This window comes from Mycobacterium sp. smrl_JER01, from assembly GCF_048513595.2.
GTDB lineage: Bacteria > Actinomycetota > Actinomycetes > Mycobacteriales > Mycobacteriaceae > Mycobacterium.
In genome coordinates, this window is the sequence record NZ_JBLXXK020000001.1 from 2,094,679 (window position 1) to 2,109,012 (window position 14,334).

Below are 14,334 nucleotides of genomic sequence, written 5' to 3' on the forward strand. Positions count from 1 at the left end.
ATGGTCACATGCGAATCGGAGTGCTGACCGGTGGCGGCGACTGTCCCGGACTGAATGCGGTGATCAGAGCGGTGGTCCGCACCTGCGACGCGCGGTACGGCTCCTCGGTGGTCGGGTTTCAGGACGGTTGGCGGGGGTTGCTGGAAGATCGTCGCGTCCAGCTCAAGAACGACGACCGCAACGACCGGCTGCTCGCCAAGGGCGGCACCATGCTCGGCACCGCGCGGGTCAATCCGGACAAGCTGCGCGCCGGTCTGGACCAGATCAAGCAGACCCTTGAGGACAACGGCATCGACGTGCTGATCCCGATCGGGGGAGAGGGCACGCTGACCGCCGCGCACTGGCTCTCCGAGGAGAACGTCCCCGTCGTCGGGGTGCCCAAGACGATCGACAACGACATCGATTGCACCGATGTGACTTTCGGTCACGACACCGCGTTGCACGTCGCCACCGACGCCATCGACCGGCTGCACAGCACCGCCGAGTCCCATCAGCGGGTGATGCTCGTCGAGGTGATGGGCCGCCACGCCGGCTGGATCGCGCTGAACGCCGGCCTGGCCTCGGGCGCGCACATGACGCTGATCCCCGAGCAGCCCTTCGACGTCGAGGAGGTGTGCCGGCTGGTCAAACAGCGCTTCGTGCGCGGTGACTCGCACTTCATCTGCGTGGTGGCCGAGGGCGCCAAACCCGCCGAAGGCTCGATGTCGCTGAAGCAGGGCGGCACCGACGAGTTCGGGCACGAGCGCTTCACCGGAGTTGCCCAACAGCTGGCCGTCGAGGTGGAGAAGCGGATCAACAAGGAGGTCCGGGTCACCGTGCTCGGGCACGTGCAGCGCGGCGGCACGCCGACGCCCTACGACCGGGTGCTGGCCACCCGGTTCGGGGTCAACGCCGCCGACGCCGCCCACGCCGGTGAGTTCGGGATGATGGTGTCGCTGCGCGGTCAGGAGATCGGCCGGGTGCCGCTCGCCGATGCGGTCCGGCAACTCAAACTGGTCCCGCAGAGCCGCTACGACGACGCCGCGGAGTTCTTCGGCTGAGCCACACAGCGCGACGGCGCATCGCGATTGCGCCCTGACCGCGTGACTTCGTGCCTGCGCCCGGCGCAAAAGCCACCCATTAGGATCGTGGTCATGTCTGTCACCACCGGTGAGCTGCTCGATTACGACGAGGTCATCGCCGACTACGATCCTGTCCTGGGCCTGGAGGTCCACGTCGAGCTGTCGACGGCGACCAAGATGTTCTGCGGCTGCGCGAACCGGTTCGGCGCCGAACCCAACACGCAGGTGTGCCCGGTGTGCCTGGGGCTGCCGGGCTCGCTGCCGGTGCTCAATCAGACCGCCGTCGAGTCCGCTATCCGCATCGGCCTGGCCCTGAACTGCGAGATCGTGCCGTGGTGCCGGTTCGCCCGGAAGAACTACTTCTACCCGGACATGCCGAAGAACTATCAGATCTCGCAGTACGACGAGCCCATCGCGATCGACGGCTACCTGGAAGTCCCGCTCGACGACGGCACCACGTGGCGGGTCGACATCGAGCGTGCTCATATGGAGGAGGACACCGGCAAGCTCACCCACCTGGGCAGCGACACCGGCCGCATCGAAGGTGCGACCACATCGCTGATCGACTACAACCGCTCGGGTGTTCCGCTGATCGAGATTGTGACCAAACCCGTCGAAGGCGCCGGCGCACGCGCCCCGGAGATCGCCCGCGCCTACGTCACTGCGCTGCGAGACCTGTTGCGCGGCTTGGGCGTATCCGACGTCCGGATGGACCAGGGTTCGATGCGCTGCGATTCCAACGTCTCACTCAAACCGGTCGGCCAGACCGAGTTCGGCACCCGCACCGAGACCAAGAACGTCAATTCCCTCAAAAGTGTGGAGGTGGCGGTCCGCTATGAGATGCGCAGGCAGGCCGCCGTACTGCGCTCCGGCGGGACCATTGTGCAGGAGACCCGGCACTTTCACGAGGACGGTTACACCTCACCGGGCCGTAGTAAGGAGACCGCGCAGGACTACCGGTATTTCCCCGAGCCCGACCTCGAGCCGGTGGCGCCCAGCGCCGAGCTCGTCGAACGGCTCCGGCAGACGATTCCTGAGCTGCCGTGGTTGGCGCGCAAGCGGATTCAGCAGGATTGGGGTATCTCCGACGAGGTCATGCGCGACCTCGTCAACATCGGAGCCCTCGACCTGATCGCCGCAACCGTCGAGCATGGCGCATCCAGCGAGCAGGCCCGTGCCTGGTGGGCCAACTTTCTGGTGCAGAAGGCCAACGAGGCAGGTGTCGAGCTCGACGCGCTGCCCATCACCCCGGCCCAGGTTGCCGCGGTGGTCAAGCTCGTCGACGACGGCAAGCTGTCCAACAAATTGGCACGCCAGGTCGTCGAGGGTGTGCTGGCCGGTGAGGGTGAGCCCGAACAGGTGATGACCGATCGAGGGCTGACCATGGTGCGCGACGAGTCGCTGATCCAGGCCGCCGTCGACGAAGCCCTGGCGGCCAACCCCGACATCGTGGAGAAGATCCGTGGCGGCAAGGTGGCGGCGGCCGGGGCGATCGTGGGTGCGGTCATGAAGGCGACGAAGGGGCAGGCCGATGCGGCGCGGGTGCGCGAACTCGTCATGGCCGCCTGCGGCTAGATGACCCGCGTCCAGGACCTGGTCTTTCGCGTCCTGCAGCATCCGCTGCGGTTGCTGTCGTTGCGGTCGATCGTCATCCTCGCCCAGTTGGGTGTGATCATCCTGGTACTCACGCTGGGTGTCTGGGTGTGGGTGGGCGTCACCAACGACCAGTATGACCAACTCGACCGCCGGCTGGATTCGTTGTCGAGCCTCGGTGATGTCAACACCCTGCTGCGCAGCGCGCAGGACGGCGTCGGTCCGGAACCGGCTGAGGGTGGACTAGTTCGGACTGCGCGGTTGGGCGGCACGACGGTGTCTATCCCGGACGACATCGTGTTGCCCGAGCTTCCCAGCGGCTACGCCGACGCGACCATCGACGGTGTCGAGTACCGGGTGCGCACCATCACCACCAGCACGGCGTCGGTGGCGTTGGGGGCCCCGCTGGCCGATACCCTGGCCCGTATCGACTCGCTGCACTGGCGGGTGTTCTGGATCTGCGCCAGCGTCATCGTGATCACCCTGCTGATCGGTTGGCTGATTTCGCTCATCATGGTCAATCCGTTCCGGATGCTCGCCCAGCAGGCCCGCGCCATCAACGCGCAGTCCAATCCCGACGAGGTTCAGGTGCGCGGGGTGTGGGAGGCCGTCGAGATCTCCGAGGCGGTCGAGGGGATGCTCGCGCGGATCGGTGACGAACAGCAGCGCACCCGGGCGGCGCTGGAGACCGCGCGGGACTTCGCATCGGTGGCGTCCCACGAACTGCGCACCCCGCTGACCGCGATGCGGACCAACCTGGAGGTGCTCTCGACCCTGGATCTGGGCGCCGAGCAGCGCGCGGAGGTCATCGGCGACGTCATTCGCACCCAGTCCCGGATCGAGGCGACCCTGACCGCCCTGGAGCGGCTGGCCCAGGGGCAGCTCACGACGGTGGACGACTTCGTGCCCGTCGATGTCGCCGAACTCCTCGACCGCGCCGCCCACGATGCGATGCGCAATTATCCCGGCCTGGAGGTGTCATTGGCGTCGTCGACGACCGTGCTGATGTTGGGTATGCCCGCGGGTCTGCGCCTGGTCATCGACAATGCCATCGCCAACGCCGTCAAACACGGTGGCGCGACCCAGATTCGGCTCAGCGTGGTCAGCTCGCAATCCGGGGTGGAGATCGCCGTCGACGACAACGGATCCGGAGTGCCCGAGGGCGAGCGCGCCGAGGTGTTCGAACGCTTCCATCGCGGCACCACCGCTTCCCGGTCGGGCTCAGGCCTGGGGCTGGCGCTGGTGGCCCAACAGGCCGAGATTCATGGTGGGACAGCAACTTTGGAGGTCAGCCCGCAGGGCGGGACCCGATTGATGCTCCGTCTGCCGGGGCCGTCGTAGCGGGGGCGGTCACCAGGCGATCCCATGCCGATATCGCCGATTCGGCGATGCGGGTGAGTTTGACCGGGTCGGGATCGTCTCGGGCCTGCACCGCCATCCCGTGATTGACGGTGTTGAAGAACGCGGCGACCGTCTCGACGTCGGTGTCGGCGGGCACGTCACCGTCGGCGATACCGCGCCGGATCCGCTCGGCGAACTCGGATTCGAGCGTGGAGCGCCATTCGGCGAGATGCCGGTGTACGGCGCGGTTGTCGTCGTTGCAGGTGTTGGCGGTGAGCACGATCATGCAGCCGGCCGGGGTGTCGGGGGCGCAGTAGGCAACGGCGTTGTGCCGCAACACGGCCGCGATGGATTCCCGTGCCGTGGCCCGGTCGCGGAGCGCCTCGGCGACCGCGGCGCCCTCGGTGCGGTCGTAGTAGGCGACGGCTTCCCGCAGGAGCTGCTCCTTGGAGCCGAACGCGGAGTACAGACTCGGCGAGCTGATGCCCATCGCCGTGGTGAGGTCGCTGATGGAGGTGCCCTCGTAGCCGTGCTCCCAGAACGCGTTCATCGCCCGGTGCAGTGCCACCGTGCGGTCGAATGCCCGCGGCCGGCCCCGAGTAGCCATCGCGTACCCCTTATGTCTCCATCCCTTGTGTATCGAACGACAGCTTAATCCTTGACATGGTATAACGTGCGCTGATAATTATGTATCGAACGACATAAAAATGGAGGTTGGGACGATGCCTGGGCACAACGGTGCGGTGGCGGTGGTGACCGGTGGCAGTCGCGGCATCGGCGCGGCGATCGCACGACGACTTGCGCAGGACGGCACGCACGTCGCCGTCACCTACGCGAAATCCAAGGACCGGGCCGATGCGGTGGTGGGCAGCATCACCGCGCACGGCGTACGTGGGCTCGCGATCCAGGCCGACAGCGCCACGCCGGACGAGGTCGCCGTCGCGGTCGACCGGGTGGCCGGCGAGTTCGGACGACTCGATGTGCTGGTCAATAACGCCGGGATCTTCCCGTTCGGTCCGTTCGACGAGGTCTCGGTCGCCGAGGTTGATCGCGCGCTGGCCATCCACGCCAGGGCGGCGTTCGTCGCCAGCCAGGCCGCTGTACGGCACATGGGCGACGGAGCCAGGATCATCAGCATCGGAAGCAATCTCGCCGAGCGGGTGCCGGGCCCGGGTGTCGCGCTGTACGCCATGAGCAAATCGGCACTGCGCGGGCTCACCAAGGGACTCGCACGCGATCTCGGCCCCCGCGGAATCGCCGTCAATCTCGTGCAACCCGGGTCCACCGACACCGAGATGAATCCCGCGGACGGCCCCACCGCCGACGAACAGCGCGCCCAGAGTGCGTTCGGGCGCTACGCCGATGCTGCCGACATCGCCGACCTCGTCGCGTTCCTCGCCGGTCCCGGCGGCCGCAGCATCACCGGAGCGGTGCTGACGGTCGATACCGGCGCCAACGCCTGACCGTCATGGCGTGGCTGCTGCTGACCGTTGCCGGTCTGCTGGAGGTGATCTGGGCGACCGCGCTCAAACACTCCGACGGTCTCACCAGACTCTGGCCGAGCGTGGTGGGGATCGTGGGCGCGGTAACGAGTTTCGCGCTTCTGGCGATGGCGATGAAGTCCTTGCCCGCCGGTACCGGCTATGCCGTGTGGGTCGGCATCGGAATGGTGGGCGTGGCGCTCACCGGCATCGTGGCCGGCGGGGAACCGGTCTCGGCGACGCGGTTGTGCTGCCTGTCGGCGATCGTGGTGGGTGTGGTCGGGCTGAGCCTGACCGAGGCAACGATCTCGGGTCCCTAGGCGACACCGCTTCCGGGCTACGTGTTGTCGGCGTTGGTACGCGGGAATCCGCCGCCCTGCGGGAAGAGCGGGAACACCACATCGTCGAGCCTCATCGGATCGCCGGAGGTCTTGTTGACCGTGGCTCCCCAGACGTTGCCATCCGGTGAGACCTTCAACGCCCAGGCGTGGCCGTGCTGATCCTCCCGGACCACCTCCGGATCCCCGGTCACCGCGCCGGTCTCCGGCGCCAGCCGGACTGCCACGGTCTGTTTGGTGTCGACGAGGTTGACCAGCACGGTGCCGTCGAGGGCGGCGCAGCCCGCCACGCCGGGACGGTCCGGCCAGGTCCACACCGTCGTGACCCGGGAGTCCTTGGTGATGCGTTGTAGCCGGTCTGCCGTGGGTGTCCGGTCGGTGACGTAGAGCGACTGGTCGGCGGGATCGACACATGTCCCACCGCCGGGCCCCAGGCCGGACAGCGCCGTCGTCGTGGGCGCCTGGTCGACAGTTGTCGGCTGTTCGATGCGCAACAGCTTGCCTGCCAGCGACCCGGGGTCGGCGGCCAGCGCGGGATTGCCGGCGTCCCCGGTCTGCACCACCAACGTGGTGGGGCTGGTGAAGATCAGCGAACCGGTGTTTCCGGTGGCCCCCTTGGGGATGCCGGTCAGGATCGGCTTCGGTGGATCCTCCCCGGCGATCCGCACAACCCGGTTGTCGGTCGGGGTGCTGACATAGGCGTACATCAAACGGTCCTGGGCGAACGTGGGGGACATGACGATGTCCATCAGGCCACCGTCACCGGCCGGATCGACGGGAATGACCATCTTGGTGATGGGCTCCGCGCGGACCGACACCTCCTTGACCGCGCCGGTGGTGCGCTCGGCGACGAGCGCGGACTGGCTGTCGGGCAGCATGATCAGCCCGCTGGTGCTTTCCAGACAGCCCTGCATCACGCCGGGCGCCGGGCATTCCTTCGGAAAGGGTTTGGCGGGCAGCGGCGGCGGCGGTGGTGGCGTCGTCGTGGGACCCGGTGCCAGACGGGGTGGGGTCGTGAACGGTTGCGATTGCGCGGAGTCGAATCGGGCGCAGCCCGCGCCGGCAAGCAGTGCTGCGCTCAGCAGCACAATCAGAGGCCCCAACGACCGACGCTCGCTCATGCAGGCCAGGTTACGGATCCTCGCAGCATGTCCGCCACGCGCTCCCGCGGCGACCTGGGACGAGCCGCGGAAACGCGTGCTCAACGCGCCGCGCCAATCCCCGGTTCCGCACTGCACAGCACTTACCCTGGCTGTCGTGACGAGCCCCCATGACCCCGGCCCCTGGCAGCGGCCCGACGATACGACTGGGCGGCCCAAGTCGGCGAGCCTGGTGGACCCGGAAGACGATCTGCCCTCCCCGAACTACGGCGGTGACTTCGAGACCACCGCCATCCCGCGCTATGACTCCGGCCAGCCGGCAGGTCAGCAGCCGTTCACGCTGCTGAACGATCCGGAGCCGCTGCCGTACGTGCAGCCCGGTGCCGGGCTGGCCCCCGGCGCCTACGGCTCGACGGCGGCCCCCACCGAGGTCGGCGTCCTGGACGCGGACCGGCGCGACGACCGCAGAGGGACCCAGGATCTCGGCCTGCTGCTGTTGCGTGTCGCCGTGGGTGTGCTGCTGATCGGGCACGGCCTGCAGAAAGTGTTCGGGTGGTGGGGCGGGTCCGGACTGGACGGATTCCGCGACCTACTGACCGATGTCGGCTTCCGGCACGCCGACATCCTGACCTACGTCGCCGCCGGTGGCCAGATCGCCGCGGGCGTGCTGCTGGTGATCGGCCTGTTCACCCCGGTCGCCGCGGCCGGCGCCCTCGCCTATCTGGTGACCGCGGTACTGGCCGAGGTCACCATCGCGCGTCAGGAAGCCCGGCTTTCGGATTTTCTGACCGACGGTCACGAGTACCTGCTCGTGCTGGTGTGCGTCGTCGCGGCGATCATCCTCGTCGGCCCGGGCCGCTACGGTCTGGACGCCGGCCGTGGTTGGGCCCGACGGCCGTTCATCGGTTCCTTTGCCGCTCTGCTGCTGGGCGTGGGTGCCGCAGTGGCGATCTGGGTGCTGCTCAACGGCGCCAACCCGCTGGCCTGAGGAGCTCGTCGCCGCTATTGGTAGGGGTTGGGCACCCGGCCGCCGCTGGCTGCGGTCAAAAGCGGCAGCGTGGAGAAGGTCACAGCGGGCAGGGACAGCTGCGTCCCATCGTGACGTTGTGCCACCGCCCACGCAGTGCGACCGAACCGCAGCCCGTCGATCTCCTCCCAGCGCACGGTCCGACTACCCAGCAGGGTGCGGGCCGTGACACTGTCCCGGCCGGCCACCGTGCGGTAACGCATCACCACGACCGACAGGAACATCGGGATCAGGAACAGCAGCAGGAACCACGGGGGACCGGCGAACACCACGGCGAGCAGTGCCACCGACAGGAAGCCGATCGCCACATGTGCCATCGGTGAGATCCGGATGACGACCGGGGCTGACTCCGAGGCCGAGGGAGTGCGCATATCGCCATCATTGCACCGTGGCTGTCGTCGGCTCCTCGCGCGAGCGCTCGTCGGGGTGTTCGGCTCCTCGCGCGAGCGCTCGTCGGGGTGTTCGGCTCCTCGCGCGAGCGCTCGTCGGGGTGTTCGGCTCCTCGCGCGAGCGCTCGTCGCGCCCCGAATTTGACCTTTGGCCAGTTCGGCGGCTACCGTCGTCTGCTATGCAGACCCCCGGGACGCTCGTAGTAATTGGGTTGCGCGTTGATGCCGCGCTAGCCCCGATCCGGGCATAGCACAACCGCATCGACGCGCAACCCTCGTACAGCCACCGGCTGACGGGGGTTTTTTGTTGCCTGCGCACCGATTTGAGAAGATCAGCCGAGAAGAAAGACCAGAGGACACCGTGAGCGCACCCACCACGCGACCGCCCGAGCAGTCGGTGACCCCGACGAACGGGACAGCGACTGCCGCGAAGCGCAACTCCGCGACAGCCCAGGCGCAGCCGAAACGTATTGATCCGCAGCAGATGACCGGCGCGCAGGCGGTCATCCGCTCATTGGAGGAACTCGGTGTCGACGTCATCTTCGGCATCCCCGGCGGTGCGGTTCTGCCGGTCTACGACCCGCTGTTCGACTCCCAGCAGCTGCGCCACGTCCTGGTTCGGCACGAACAGGGCGGCGGCCACGCGGCCAGCGGTTACGCGCACGCCACCGGTCGGGTCGGGGTCTGCATGGCGACATCGGGTCCGGGCGCGACCAACCTGGTGACCCCGCTGGCCGACGCGTACATGGACTCCATCCCGATGGTGGCCATCACCGGACAGGTCGGCCGTGGCCTGATCGGAACCGACGCATTTCAAGAAGCCGACATCTCGGGTATCACCATGCCGATCACCAAGCACAACTTCCTGGTGCGTAACGGTGACGACATCGCCCGGGTGATCGCCGAGGCGTTCCACATCGCCGCCAGCGGCCGGCCGGGCCCGGTGCTGGTCGACATCCCCAAGGACATCCTGCAGGGGGAGTGCACGTTCGCGTGGCCGCCGCAGTTCGAGCTGCCCGGCTACAAGCCGAACACCAAGCCGCACAACCGACAGATCCGCGAGGCCGCGAAGCTGATCGCCGAGTCCCGTAAGCCGGTGCTCTACGTCGGCGGCGGCGTCATCCGCGGCGAGGCCACCGAGCAGCTGCTGGAGCTGGCCGAGCTGACCGGTATTCCGGTGGTCACCACGCTGATGGCGCGGGGCGCGTTCCCGGACAGCCACCCGCAGAACATGGGTATGCCCGGCATGCACGGCACGGTCGCCGCGGTGGCCGCACTGCAACGCAGCGATCTGCTGGTCGCGTTGGGCACCCGCTTCGACGACCGGGTCACCGGCAAGCTGGATTCGTTCGCGCCCGAGGCCAAGGTCATCCACGCCGACATCGACCCCGCCGAGATCGGCAAGAACCGGCACGCCGACGTGCCGATCGTGGGTGACGTCAAGGCGGTGATCACCGAGCTGATCGAAGTCCTGCGCCGGGACGGGTCGTTCGACCCCGCCGGTCACGACACCTGGGGGGAGTACCTGCGCGGAATCCAGTCGACGTATCCGTTGAGCTACGGTCCGCAGAGCGACGGCAGCCTGTCACCGGAGTTCGTGATCGAGACGTTGGGCAAGATGGCCGGTTCGGATGCGGTCTACGTGGCCGGAGTCGGCCAGCACCAGATGTGGGCGGCGCAGTTCATCTCCTACGAGAAGCCGAAGACATGGATCAACTCCGGCGGTCTGGGCACCATGGGCTTTGCGGTCCCCGCGGCCATGGGCGCCAAGATGGGCCGGCCGGAGGCCGAGGTGTGGGCGATCGACGGCGACGGCTGCTTCCAGATGACCAACCAGGAGCTGGCGACGTGCGCGATCGAGGGGGTGCCGATCAAGGTCGCGCTGATCAACAACGGGAACCTGGGCATGGTGCGGCAATGGCAGACGCTGTTCTACGAAGAGCGGTACAGCCAAACCGATCTGGCCACCCACACCCGCCGCATCCCCGACTTCGTCAAGTTGTCCGAAGCGCTCGGCTGCGTCGGATTGCGTTGCGAGCGTGAAGAAGATGTGGCTGACGTGATCGCACAGGCGCGAGCGATCAACGACCGTCCGGTGGTGATCGAGTTCGTCGTCGGCGCCGACGCCCAGGTGTGGCCGATGGTCGCAGCCGGCACCAGCAATGACGAGATCCAGGCGGCGCGCGGTATCCGGCCGCTGTTCGACAACGAAGAGGGGCACGCGTGATGAGTAGCCCGGTGTCAAGCGCCTGCGCGCAGAACGGAGCCAGCAGATGAGCATCACCCACACCCTGTCGGTGCTCGTCGAGGACAAGCCGGGCGTCTTGGCCCGTGTCGCCTCGTTGTTCTCCCGGCGCGGCTACAACATCCAGTCGCTGGCCGTCGGGGCCACCGAACACAAGGACCTCTCGCGCATGACCATCGTGGTCGATGTCGAGGAGTCTCCGCTGGAGCAGATCACCAAACAGCTCAACAAGCTGATCAACGTGATCAAGATCGTCGAGCAGGACGAGGAGAATTCGGTCTCGCGTGAACTCGCTCTGATCAAGGTCCGCACCGACGCCGCAACCCGTGGGCAGGTCATCGAGGCCGTCAACTTGTTCCGCGCCAAGGTCGTCGATGTCTCCAACGAGTCACTGACCGTCGAGGCCACCGGCACGCCTGGAAAGATCGAAGCGCTGCTGCGGGTGCTCGAGCCCTACGGGATCCGGGAGATCGTGCAGTCCGGTGTGGTGTCGCTGTCCCGCGGCCCACGCGGTATCAGCACCAAGTAAATACCTGTAAAGCAAAGAACAGAAAGAAGATTCACGAAGATGGCAGTTGAGATGTTCTATGACGACGACGCGGACCTGTCGGTCATCCAGGGCCGCAAGGTCGGCGTCATCGGCTACGGCAGCCAGGGGCACGCGCACTCGCTGAGCCTGCGCGACTCCGGTGTCCAGGTGAAGGTCGGCCTCAAGGAGGGCTCGAAGTCGCGCGAGAAGGTCGCCGAGCAGGGCCTGGAGGTCGACACGCCTGCCGAGGTCGCCAAGTGGGCCGACGTGATCATGGTGTTGGCGCCCGACACCGCCCAGGCCGACATCTTCGCAGGCGACATCGAGCCCAACCTCAAAGACGGCGACGCGCTGCTGTTCGGTCACGGCCTCAACATCCACTTCGGTCTGATCAAGCCGCCGGCCAACGTCACCATCGGCATGGTCGCCCCCAAGGGGCCCGGTCACCTGGTGCGCCGTCAGTTCGTCGACGGTAAAGGTGTTCCGTGCCTGGTCGCCGTCGAGCAGGACCCCAAGGGTGAAGGCCTGGCGCTGGTGCTGTCCTACGCCAAGGCGATCGGCGGAGCCCGCGCGGGTGTCATCCAGACCACCTTCAAGGACGAGACCGAGACCGACCTGTTCGGTGAGCAGGTCGTGTTGTGCGGCGGCACCGAGGAGCTCATCAAAGCCGGCTTCGAGGTGATGGTCGAGGCGGGTTACGCCCCCGAGCTCGCGTACTTCGAGGTGCTGCACGAATTGAAGCTGATCGTCGACCTGATCTACGAGGGCGGCATCGCGCGGATGAACTACTCGGTCAGTGACACCGCAGAATTCGGCGGTTACCTGTCCGGGCCGCGGGTCATCGACGCCGACACCAAGAAGCGGATGAAGGACATCCTCTCCGATATCCAGGACGGCAGCTTCGTCAAGCGCTTGGTCGCCAACGTCGAGGGTGGCAACAAGGAGCTCGAGGACCTGCGCAAGAAGAACGCCGAGCACCCGATCGAGGTCACCGGCAAGAAGCTGCGCGATTTGATGAGCTGGGTGGACCGCCCGATCACCGAGACCGCCTAGTAGTGACGAATCGGGCGCGTTCGGCCGGCCTGCCGGGTCGGCCGAACGCGCCCCATCGTTGAAGTGCTCAGCTGAGCCGGCCCGCGATTTCGACCACCCGGCGCGCCAGATGGTCCAGAGCGTCGAGTGTGGCCCCAGCGAGCTCGTCGCGATTCTCCGGGCCGGTGATGTGTCCGGCGCCGTAGGGGTTTCCGTCGGCGAACTTGACCCCGTCGGTGTATCCGGGCGGCACGATGATGCCGCCGAAGTGCATCAGCGAGATGTACAACGTGATCAGCGTCGTCTCCTGGCCGCCGTGGGCGGTCTGAGACGAGGTGAACGCCGAGTACACCTTGTCGGCGAGCATTCCTTTGGCCCACAACCCGCCGAGCGAGTCGACGAACGCGCGGAACTGCGAAGCGGTGTTGCCGAAGCGCGTCGGCGAGCCGAATATCACCGCATCCGCCCAGACGATGTCGTCGCCGCTGGCCGCCGGAAGATCCTTGGTCGCTTCGTAATTCGCTGTCCATGCCGGGTTTCCGGCGAACGACTCCGGATCCCGGGTCTCGGCGATGTGGCGTACCCGCACCTCGGCGCCGGCGGCCTCGGCGGCCGCCCCGACACGGTTGGCCATCGCCGTACCGTGTCCGGTCGCCGAGTAGTAGATCACTGCAAGTTTCGTCATAGCGGCCAGCCTACGCAGCGCGGATCCACGGGCAGGGTTCGGAAATCCCGGTCAGGGTGACAGCGATGGCAGCTCGGCGACGCCGAATTCGCGCCGCAGCACGGTGCGCGCGGCGTAGAACCCGGCCATCCCGTGCACCCCGCCGCCCGGTGGGGCCGCCGACGAACACAGGTAAGCCCCGGGGATCGGGGTCGACCACGGGTTCCAGCGCACGGCCGGGCCGGTGAGGGCGCTGACCATGTTGTTGCCCCCCACACCGATGTCGCCGCCGACGAGATTGGCGTTGTGGTCGGACAAGCGTGCCGCCGGCACGCTGCGCACCCCGAGCACCAGGTCGCGGAACCCGGGTGCGAACCGCTCGAAAATCCCGGTGACGGTTTCGGCCATGTCCACGGTCGAGCCCGCCGGCACGTGCGCATAGGTCCACAGCGGGCGGCGCCCCTGGGTGTCGATGCGCGTCGGGTCGGCGACATGGGGAAGCGCTGCCAGCACCATCGGCCACCGGGGATGCCGGCCTGCTGCGATCTCCTTCTCCGCCAATGTCATCGTGGCCCGATCGCCGCCGAGATGCAGCGTCGGTGCGCCGGCCAACCGGGGATCGCGCCACGGAATCTCGCCGGACAGCACGAAGTCGACCTTCGCCACCCCGGGACCGTAGCGGTAGCGGCGCAGCGTCCTGGCGTATCGGGCGGGCAACCGGTCGCCGTAGATCCGCAGCAGTGCTGTCGGCGCCGTGTCGTACAGCACCACCCCCGATGGCGGTGTGCTGACCTCCTCGCCGAGTACGAGTTCACCGCCGTGCGCGCGCAGGTCGGCGAGCAACGCGTCCGGAATGGCCTGCGAGCCCCCGACCGGAATCGGCCAGCCCACCGCGTGACCGAGTGTCGCCAGCATCAGGCCGGCGCCGGCGGCAACCAGCGACGGCATCTGCGAAATAGTATGCGCGGCAACGCCGGTGAACAATGCGCGGGCGTCCTCGCCGGCCAAGGTGCCCCACGCGGGAGTGCCCTGCGCCAACAGCCTCGGAGCAACCCGCAACGCCGAGGGAATGCTCGGTGGGATCGAGCGTTTGTCGCCCAGGATCAGTCCCACCACACCGTCGCAGTCAGCGGCCAACGGGCCGAGCAGCCTTCGCCAGGATGCGCCGTCGTCGAGCTCGGCGCAGGTGCGCTGCAGGTCTCGGTAGCCGATCGCGGCCTCGCGGCCCGGCAGTGGATTGCCGTAGGAGATCTCGGGCACCGTCAAGCTCACCCCCCGGGCCCGCAGGTCGAACTCGGCGAAGAACGGTGAGGCCAGTGCCAACGGGTGCACCGCCGAGCAGATGTCGTGGCGTACCGTCGCGAACTCCGGGTCGGGCAGGGTGCGTGCCCCGCCTCCCGGTGTCGACTGCGCCTCGATGACCCGCACCGATACCCCGGCTCGGGCGCAGATCACGGCCGCGGCCAGTCCGTTCGGTCCACTTCCTACGACGGTCAATTCCACCCGGCCATTAGAGCCCATTAGGCTGAGGCCT

General features: G+C 67.5%; 14 protein-coding genes. 9 read left to right on the forward strand and 5 right to left on the reverse strand.

Translation table 11 applies throughout. The features are described 5' to 3' along the window. Nucleotides 1–8 precede the first annotated feature (8 nt). From ACNUDN_RS09850 to ACNUDN_RS09860, 3 genes are all read left to right on the forward strand, one after another. On the forward strand, nt 9–1,040 hold the full coding sequence (locus tag ACNUDN_RS09850; RefSeq protein WP_419121767.1) for an ATP-dependent 6-phosphofructokinase: 1,032 nt from the start codon (nt 9–11) through the stop codon (nt 1,038–1,040). A 93-nt stretch (nt 1,041–1,133) separates the two neighbouring features. Further along, the gene (gene gatB / locus ACNUDN_RS09855; RefSeq protein WP_419121768.1) at nt 1,134–2,636 is read left to right on the forward strand and encodes an Asp-tRNA(Asn)/Glu-tRNA(Gln) amidotransferase subunit GatB; all 1,503 of its coding nucleotides are present in this window, start codon (nt 1,134–1,136) and stop codon (nt 2,634–2,636) included. Beyond that, on the forward strand, nt 2,637–3,995 hold the full coding sequence (locus tag ACNUDN_RS09860; RefSeq protein WP_419121769.1) for a sensor histidine kinase: 1,359 nt from the start codon (nt 2,637–2,639) through the stop codon (nt 3,993–3,995). Here the strand turns inward: ACNUDN_RS09860 and ACNUDN_RS09865 are convergent. Continuing rightward, complete coding sequence (locus ACNUDN_RS09865; RefSeq protein WP_419121770.1) at nt 3,943–4,602, reverse strand: TetR/AcrR family transcriptional regulator; 660 nt, start codon at nt 4,600–4,602, stop codon at nt 3,943–3,945. The two genes, ACNUDN_RS09860 and ACNUDN_RS09865, sit on opposite strands and share 53 nt — an antisense overlap. Nucleotides 4,603–4,717: 115 nt before the next feature. Here ACNUDN_RS09865 and ACNUDN_RS09870 point away from each other — a divergent pair, with 115 nt between their 5' ends. Together ACNUDN_RS09870 and ACNUDN_RS09875 are read left to right on the forward strand one after the other, a co-directional pair. Continuing rightward, the gene (locus ACNUDN_RS09870) at nt 4,718–5,458 is read left to right on the forward strand and encodes an SDR family NAD(P)-dependent oxidoreductase (RefSeq protein ID WP_419121771.1); all 741 of its coding nucleotides are present in this window, start codon (nt 4,718–4,720) and stop codon (nt 5,456–5,458) included. A gap of 5 nt (nt 5,459–5,463) precedes the next feature. Then, a complete protein-coding gene (locus ACNUDN_RS09875) occupies nt 5,464–5,796 on the forward strand; it encodes a DMT family transporter (protein WP_419121772.1) in 333 nt (110 codons plus the stop codon). A gap of 17 nt (nt 5,797–5,813) precedes the next feature. Here ACNUDN_RS09875 and ACNUDN_RS09880 read toward each other — a convergent pair whose 3' ends face one another. Further along, nucleotides 5,814–6,935, reverse strand: a complete 1,122-nt coding sequence (locus tag ACNUDN_RS09880; protein ID WP_419121773.1) for a PQQ-dependent sugar dehydrogenase — start codon at nt 6,933–6,935, stop codon at nt 5,814–5,816. A 136-nt stretch (nt 6,936–7,071) separates the two neighbouring features. On the opposite strand from ACNUDN_RS09880, the gene ACNUDN_RS09885 reads away from it, so the two are divergent. Beyond that, the gene (locus tag ACNUDN_RS09885; RefSeq protein WP_419121774.1) at nt 7,072–7,902 is read left to right on the forward strand and encodes a DoxX family protein; all 831 of its coding nucleotides are present in this window, start codon (nt 7,072–7,074) and stop codon (nt 7,900–7,902) included. 14 nt (nt 7,903–7,916) lie between these two features. Here the strand turns inward: ACNUDN_RS09885 and ACNUDN_RS09890 are convergent, their stop codons facing one another. Next, nucleotides 7,917–8,312 (reverse strand): PH domain-containing protein, encoded by a 396-nt coding sequence (locus tag ACNUDN_RS09890; RefSeq protein ID WP_419121775.1) that lies wholly within the window; start codon nt 8,310–8,312, stop codon nt 7,917–7,919. Between the two features lie 379 nt (nt 8,313–8,691). On the opposite strand from ACNUDN_RS09890, the gene ACNUDN_RS09895 reads away from it, so the two are divergent. From ACNUDN_RS09895 to ilvC, 3 genes are read left to right on the forward strand one after another with little or no spacing between them, the layout of a single operon-like run. Beyond that, on the forward strand, nt 8,692–10,557 hold the full coding sequence (locus ACNUDN_RS09895) for an acetolactate synthase large subunit (protein WP_419121776.1): 1,866 nt from the start codon (nt 8,692–8,694) through the stop codon (nt 10,555–10,557). A gap of 46 nt (nt 10,558–10,603) precedes the next feature. Next, nucleotides 10,604–11,104: an acetolactate synthase small subunit gene (gene ilvN / locus ACNUDN_RS09900; protein ID WP_011779352.1), complete on the forward strand. Its 501-nt coding sequence runs from the start codon at nt 10,604–10,606 to the stop codon at nt 11,102–11,104. A 51-nt stretch (nt 11,105–11,155) separates the two neighbouring features. After that, a complete protein-coding gene (gene ilvC, locus ACNUDN_RS09905; RefSeq protein ID WP_419125094.1) occupies nt 11,156–12,157 on the forward strand; it encodes a ketol-acid reductoisomerase in 1,002 nt (333 codons plus the stop codon). Nucleotides 12,158–12,224: 67 nt separating this feature from the next. Here the strand turns inward: ilvC and wrbA are convergent, their stop codons facing one another. Both wrbA and ACNUDN_RS09915 read right to left on the reverse strand, forming a co-directional pair. After that, nucleotides 12,225–12,821: an NAD(P)H:quinone oxidoreductase gene (gene wrbA, locus ACNUDN_RS09910; protein WP_419121777.1), complete on the reverse strand. Its 597-nt coding sequence runs from the start codon at nt 12,819–12,821 to the stop codon at nt 12,225–12,227. A gap of 51 nt (nt 12,822–12,872) precedes the next feature. Further along, a complete protein-coding gene (locus ACNUDN_RS09915; RefSeq protein WP_419121778.1) occupies nt 12,873–14,303 on the reverse strand; it encodes a phytoene desaturase family protein in 1,431 nt (476 codons plus the stop codon). Nucleotides 14,304–14,334: the final 31 nt, after the last annotated feature.